The following is a 406-nucleotide window of genomic DNA, read 5'->3' as shown; positions in this document are numbered from 1 at the left end:
GAAGTACAGCTGGTAGGAGTGGACCGCGCGGCTCGCGGTCTTCGGGATCCGCTCGATCTCCAGCCCGTTCCCGTAGGCCTCCTCGAGGTCGACGAGGATCATCGAGATGCCGCGGGTGCGCTTGTCCACCTCGTCTCTGGGCGTCGTCCGCGCCATCAGGAGGAGGTAGTCGCTGTCCTCGACCCGCGAGATCCACACCTTCTCGCCGTTGACCACGTACTCGTCGCCGTCCCGCTCGGCTCTGGTCTCCATCGCCGTCGAGTCGGAGCCGGCGTTCGGCTCGGTGAGCCCGAACGCCTGGATGCGCGCCTCGCCGTCGGCGACGCGCGGCAGGAGGTCCGCCTTCAGCCCCTCGTCGGCGTACTTCACGATCGGGACGGAGTTGTAGATCCCGCCGTGGATCGAC

At 68.0% G+C, this 406-nt stretch carries 1 protein-coding gene; it reads right to left on the bottom strand.

Annotated elements, in window-relative coordinates:
• A partial coding sequence (locus EXE42_RS17155; RefSeq protein ID WP_199240807.1) for an acyl-CoA dehydrogenase family protein occupies nucleotides 1–406 on the bottom strand: 406 nt, incomplete at both ends.

The organism is Halorubrum sp. SP3, assembly GCF_005435195.1.
GTDB classification, from domain to species: Archaea; Halobacteriota; Halobacteria; order Halobacteriales; family Haloferacaceae; genus Halorubrum; species Halorubrum sodomense.
The sequence above is the reverse complement of the archived record's forward strand: the minus strand, read 5'-3'. Positions and strand labels throughout refer to the sequence as shown.